General features: G+C 66.5%; 4 protein-coding genes. 3 read left to right on the top strand and 1 reads right to left on the bottom strand.

Going from position 1 to position 5,823, the window contains the following annotated elements:
• Window positions 1-2,298: AAA family ATPase (locus Q1K49_RS13145; protein ID WP_300526454.1), on the top strand; the 2,298-nt coding region annotated here is incomplete at its 5' end.
• A gap of 108 nt (window positions 2,299-2,406) precedes the next feature.
• Here Q1K49_RS13145 and nudC read toward each other — a convergent pair.
• On the bottom strand, window positions 2,407-3,282 hold the full coding sequence (gene nudC, locus Q1K49_RS13140; RefSeq protein WP_300526453.1) for an NAD(+) diphosphatase: 876 nt from the start codon (window positions 3,280-3,282) through the stop codon (window positions 2,407-2,409).
• A gap of 463 nt (window positions 3,283-3,745) precedes the next feature.
• On the opposite strand from nudC, the gene Q1K49_RS13135 reads away from it, so the two are divergent.
• Window positions 3,746-4,651: a transglutaminase domain-containing protein gene (locus Q1K49_RS13135; protein ID WP_300526452.1), complete on the top strand. Its 906-nt coding sequence runs from the start codon at window positions 3,746-3,748 to the stop codon at window positions 4,649-4,651.
• Window positions 4,652-4,996: 345 nt separating this feature from the next.
• A partial coding sequence (gene pilM / locus Q1K49_RS13130; protein WP_300526451.1) for a pilus assembly protein PilM occupies window positions 4,997-5,823 on the top strand: 827 nt, incomplete at its 3' end.

Below are 5,823 nucleotides of genomic sequence, written 5' to 3'. Positions count from 1 at the left end.
ACGGTGCGCTTCGGCGGAACGTGGCAGTCCCATGTGAAGTACGGGGAGCAGTTTCGGGCGGACCGCATGGAGACCACCGCTCCCGCCACCGTCACGGGAATGGAGAAGTACCTCGGCTCCGGGCTCGTCAAGGGCATCGGGCCGGTGATGGCGGGGCGGATCGTGCGCGCCTTCGGCATGGACACGCTGGATGTCATCGAGGAAACGCCGGAACGGCTTCTCGACATCGAGGGGATCGGGGAGAAGCGGCTTGCCCGCATCACCGGGGCCTGGGCGGAGCAGAAAGAAATTCGGAACGTCATGCTCTTTCTCCAGTCCCACGGAGTGAGCGCCGGGTTCGCCGTGAAGATCTTCCGCCAATACGGCAGCGCGGCCCTGGAGCTTCTGCGGGAGAACCCCTATCGTCTCGCCACGGACATCTGGGGGATCGGCTTTCTCACGGCGGACCGCATCGCCTCCCGCCTGGGGTTTCTCGAGAACTCGCCGCTGCGCCTGGAGGCGGGGGTGTTGCACGTGCTGCACACGCTCGCCGACGAGGGACACGTCTACTGCCCTCGGGACGTTTTGGTGAAGACCTGTCTGGACGTGCTGGGAGAGAAGCGCCGCAAAGACGCGGGCGTCGCGGGAGCGCCGGAGTCGCCCGAATCCGGCGCCGGTTCGGACGGGAGTACGAGGGGGTGGCCGGAAGGGGCGTCCGCGGAGAGGCCGGAAGGTGTGGACGGAGCGGATGCCGTCTCCGGGGAGGCGACGGCGGAGGACATTCTCCGGGCCGTCGCCGCCGCGACCGCGGCGAACCGGCTCGTGGTGGACGCCCGCACTCCGAAAAGAGGCGCGCCGGAGGAAGGTGCGCTTGCCGAGGAGTCGTCGTTTCCGCGGGAACTTTCCGCCGACGGCGGCGATGGGCCCGCGCCCGCGGTGTATTTGACCAAGTACTACACCTGCGAGGAGGGCATCGCCGCAGGGTTGCTCGGTCTCTGCCGGTGCGGCGCGTCCCCGGAGGGGGAGTTCCCTCCCGCCGCCGTGGAGGCGGTGTTGCGGCGTCTGTCCATCACTCTGGCGGAGGCGCAGCGCGATGCCCTCCGGATGGCCCTCGGCTCCCGGGTGTCCATCATCACCGGAGGCCCCGGAACGGGAAAGACCACCATTCTCAAGGTCCTGCTCGAACTCTTCGCCGCCCGGGGACGGACCGTCCTGCTGGCGGCTCCCACGGGGCGGGCGGCGAAGCGGATGGCCGAGGCCACGGGGCGGGAGGCGAAGACCATCCACCGGCTCCTCGAATACGCCCCTTCCAGGGGAGCCTTTTCCCGGAACGCCTCCCGGCCCCTGGAGTGTGACCTGCTCGTGGTGGACGAGGCGTCCATGATCGACACGGTGCTCATGTACCACCTGGTTATGGCCGTGCCTCCCGGGGCGTCCCTGCTGCTCGTGGGGGACATCCACCAGCTTCCCTCCGTGGGGGCCGGAAACGTCCTGTCCGATCTCATCCGCAGCGGAGCCTTTCCCGTGACCACCCTCACGGAGATCTTCCGCCAGGCCCGGGAGAGCCGCATCGTCCTGAACGCCCATCGCATCAACGCGGGGAAAATGCCCCGGACGGAGAGCACCGGAGAGGAGCTGACGGATTTCTACTTCATCGAGAAGGAGGAGCCCGAGCGGGTGGCGGACATCATCGTGGCCCTCGTGCGGAACCGGATTCCTCGCCGTTTCGGCCTCGATCCCGTGGAGGACGTGCAGGTACTCACGCCCATGCACCGGGGGGTCGTTGGGGCGGGCAACCTCAACCTGGTGCTCCAGAAGGCACTGAATCCCCGCTCCCTCGACGCCGAGGCGGGATTTCTCCGGGGAGGGCGCGTCTTCGCCGAGGGAGACAAGGTGATGCAGATCCGGAACAACTACGACAAGGAGGTCTTCAACGGCGACATGGGGCGCATCGTCCGGCTGGACCGGGAGGAGCAGACCGTGACGGTCCGCGTGGAAGGGCGGGACGTGCCCTACGATTTCTCCGAGATGGACGAGCTGGTGCACGCCTACGCCGTGTCGGTGCACAAGTCCCAGGGGTCGGAGTATCCCGCGGTGGTCATTCCGCTGCTCACCCAGCACTACATGCTGCTCCAGCGGAATCTTCTCTACACGGCGGTGACCCGGGGAAAAAAGCTCGTCGTCCTCGTGGGAACCCGCAAAGCCCTGGCCATCGCGGTGCGGAACGACCGCCGGGAGAAGCGCTATTCCCTGCTGACGGAGCGGATCATGGCCGCCCGGCGCGGAGCGGTGTCACCGGCCCTTTCGCCGGGCCTGTGACGGGGCACCCTGTCGGGGGAGGGCTCCGGGGTCCGTCCCGGAGGGCGCCTCCGCGCTCCGCGGCACGCGACGGGACCGGGAACGCGGAGGAACATCCCCGGCGCGCTCCTACGTCCAGGGGACGCCCGCCCGTTGTTTCGGATCCTCGCCCATCTCCAGGAGGAAGGCGTCGATGAGGCGCCGGGAGATGCTCGACGGAGGCGGAAGGTCCGGAAGGTCCTCCGGGGAGAACCACCGGGCGTCCTCGATCTCCTTTTCGTCGATGCGGATCTCCCCCGATTCCCAGAGGGCGGTGAAGCCCACCATGAGGGAGTGGGGAAAGGGCCAGGGTTGGCTGGCGACGTAGCGGATGTCCTTCACGGTGATGTGGACTTCCTCGAAGACCTCCCGCGCCACCGCTTCCTCCAGGTTCTCCCCGGGGTCCACGAATCCCGCGAGGACGCTGTAGCGCCCCTTGGGAAAGTGGGGGCTTCTGCCCAGAAGCAGTCGGTTGCCTCGGCGAACCGCCACGATGATCGCCGGAGAGACCGGAGGATAGGTCACGAAGGAGCAGGCGGGGCACTCCCGGGCGCGTTCCTTCGCGGAGTTTTGCATCGGGCCGCCGCAACGGCCGCAGTAGAGGGTGTTCCGGGTCCAGTTCATGAGCTGGAAGGCCGTTCCCGCCAGGGAGAAGACCCTTTCTCCGAGCAGTGCCCAGAGGGAGCGGCGGTCTTTCTGAAAGAGGTTCCCGGGGATGGCGCAGTCCGGGGAAAGTTCCCCCCAGGCGAGGCGCTTTTCATCCGGAGGGCCGAAGTACCCCGACCGGAGGAGTTCCCGGGCGAGAGGCGGTTCCTCCCCGATGGGAAGAGCGGGCGTCTCCCCGGAGCAGAGGAGAATGTCGTTGCCTCGGAAGAGAAACCAGGTGGTCCCGGCGGTGCCTCCGTCGCTTCCGCCGTCGGAGTGCGCCGGATTTCGGTCGTTGCCGTGCGTGTCGTCTGCCGTCATGGGAATCCCTCCGCAACGGGTCGGGCCGGCGCCGCCTCGGCTGTCTTGCCCGGTCTCCGGTCCGTCCCTGGACGTTTGTGTGACAAAGGACGGGTCTCATTCTACTCCTTTTCCTGTGCTTTGCCGGGGCGCACTCGAAGAAGAACCATTCGTGCAGCGGAGAACAAGACGGGCGGGCAGGGCCGCGAAGGAACGCGGCGGCGATCTTGTTCCGGGTCCGGTGTTGTGGGGAAGCGTTTTTTCCAGGGCGGACGGCGGGATGTTCGTTCCGGGTTCGTCGGCGCGGAGGTGGAGTTTTCCCGGATGTGGCGGCGCGGAATCGGAGCTTGTGACGGGCGGCCCGGAGGGATTCCTCCGGGCGCAGGAGGTGGAGTTTGTCGGGTGTCGGGTGTAGCGGCGCGCCTGTTCTGGACGGGGCGGCGCGGCGTGTGCGGCGGGGGCCGTTTTTTCGGAGGTGATGCGCATGACGGGGACGGTGGAGAAACCGGAAACAGCGGCGGAGAGACGATGGAACGCCCTCGCCGGGGGCGCGCCGGAGCAAGGACGGAAACGGTCCTTCCGGTACGGATGCGTCCGCGCCCGCTTGTGTGCGCCGGTGCTTCTCGCGCTGGGACTCGTGCTCTTTTTTCTGTCCGGAAACGCCTTCGGAGAGGCGGACTCCTTCGCCGCGGCGTTGCGGACGGCGCTCCTGGAGAGGAAGACCTTTTTCCGCTACGAGGAAAGAGGCGCCGCCTTCAACCGACGGAGCGTCGAGGCCGTCCGGGAGCAGGTGCTGCGCGAAGTGCCCGAATTCGACTATCTGGTGGAGCGGTGGACCTTCCGAATCGTCCGGGGCGGGGACAAAAGCGCGGTGGAGGTGCGCATCGACTACTGGGAGACCCCGGAACAGCGCGCCTTCGTGGCGCGCCGGGTCGGAGAGATCCTTGCGGAGATCGTCACCCCGGAGATGGACGACTACGGGCGCATCGCCGCAGTGCACGACTTTATCGTCGCCACTGTGGACTACGACCGGACGCTGCGGCGCTTCACCGCCTACGACGCGCTCCGGGGGAAGGCGGTCTGCCACGGCTACGCGCTGCTCGCCTTCGACATGTACCGCGCCCTCGGCTACGAGGTGCGGATCATCTCCGGAGGCGATCACGCCTGGAACCTGATTCGGGTGGGCGGGAACTGGTACCACGTGGACACCACCTTCGACGATCCCACCTACGACTTTCAGGGGCACTTCACCCCTGAGGAGAAACGGCGCATCGCCGGGGAGATCCGGAGGGATCACCTGTTGCAGGACGATGAAACCATGCGGCGGAGCGGCCATGTCTGGGACCGGAACGCCTTCCCCTCCGCTCCCGTTCCGTTTCCCGGTCCGTGAAAAAATGCGAAGAAGAAAAACGGAAACGAAAAGAGAAGCAAAGAAGGGGTGCGCCCCGAAGGAGGAGGGCGGAGCACGGCGATCGTGCTCTGTCGTGTCCCGGAAGACGAAAGCCTTCCAGCCCTTGAGGAGACCGGCTGTTTCACAAAGGGGCTACGAAATAGGCTGTGTTTTTTGAAAAAAAAGGTCTATTTCGCAAACTCTTCCTTGCTCTCCCAAGAACACGTTTCTTCATAGGGGTGTTTAACTCTTTTGAGATGTTTTCCGGTTCGCCTATGCTATACTCGTGTGCGGAGCTGCCGCATTGCGACACGCGGCGCCTCGCACCCTGGGGGAGGTGGATCCGTGGCCCGTTCCTTGTTCGGCGGAAAGGAATCGAGAACATCTCTGTCCATCGAGGGGGACGGCCTGCGCTATCTCGAGATCGGCAGGCGCGGCGGAGCCTTTCGCGTGCTGTCGAACCTGGTTCAGCCGCTCCCTCCGGGGACGGTGCAGCAGGAGCTGTTGGGAGATCCGACGAAGCTGCTTTCCGCCCTGGAGGAACTGCGCGCCCGGAGAGGGCGCAGATTCGTCCTTCCCGTTCACGTGGGACTTCCCTCCCGGGATGTGATGCTCCGGGTGGTGGAGCTGCCCAGGATGAATCCCGAGGACGCCCGGGAGGCGTTCCGGTGGGAGTTCGACAAATATTTCCCCTTCTCCGTGACCGAGGCGGTGTACGACACGTGTCCCGTGGAGCATCCCGAGGAGGGGGGCGGCGAGAACATGCGGCTCCTCGTCGCCGCCGCGCGGCTGCGCCTGGTGGAGCTGCTCCTGGAGGCCTGCGAGAATGCGGGCATGTCCGTCGCGGGGTTGGAGCCCGCCCTTGCGGGACTGCTGAGGACCTTTTCCGGGCCGATTCCCTCCGCCGAGGGAGGTTTTCTGTGTCTTTCCGTCGGGCGGCTGAGCAGTCATGTCGTCGTGGGCTACCGGACCTCGGGCCTTCTCTTCCGCACACTCCTCGTGGGGGCCGAGAGTTCCATGGGGTTCGACGAGGCGCTCCGCTCCCTCGCCCGGGAGGTGGGGTCCACCATCACCTTCGCGGCGGGACAGTTCCGGAATCTCGTCGTGGACCGGGTGCTCGTCTGCGGTACCGCCGTGACCCGGGAGAAGCCCCTGGCGTTTCTCGCGGAAGC

Source organism: Aminiphilus sp. (genome assembly GCF_029975095.1).
Lineage (GTDB): Bacteria > Synergistota > Synergistia > Synergistales > Aminiphilaceae > Aminiphilus.
The sequence above is the reverse complement of the archived record's forward strand: the minus strand, read 5'-3'. Positions and strand labels throughout refer to the sequence as shown.

What these genes read in the sequence shown, in the direction of transcription:
- nudC (WP_300526453.1), bottom strand. Translation starts at nt 3,282, where the DNA reads ATGACGGCAGACGACACGCACGGCAACGACCGAAATCCGGCGCACTCC.
- Q1K49_RS13135 (WP_300526452.1), top strand. Translation starts at nt 3,746, where the DNA reads ATGACGGGGACGGTGGAGAAACCGGAAACAGCGGCGGAGAGACGATGG.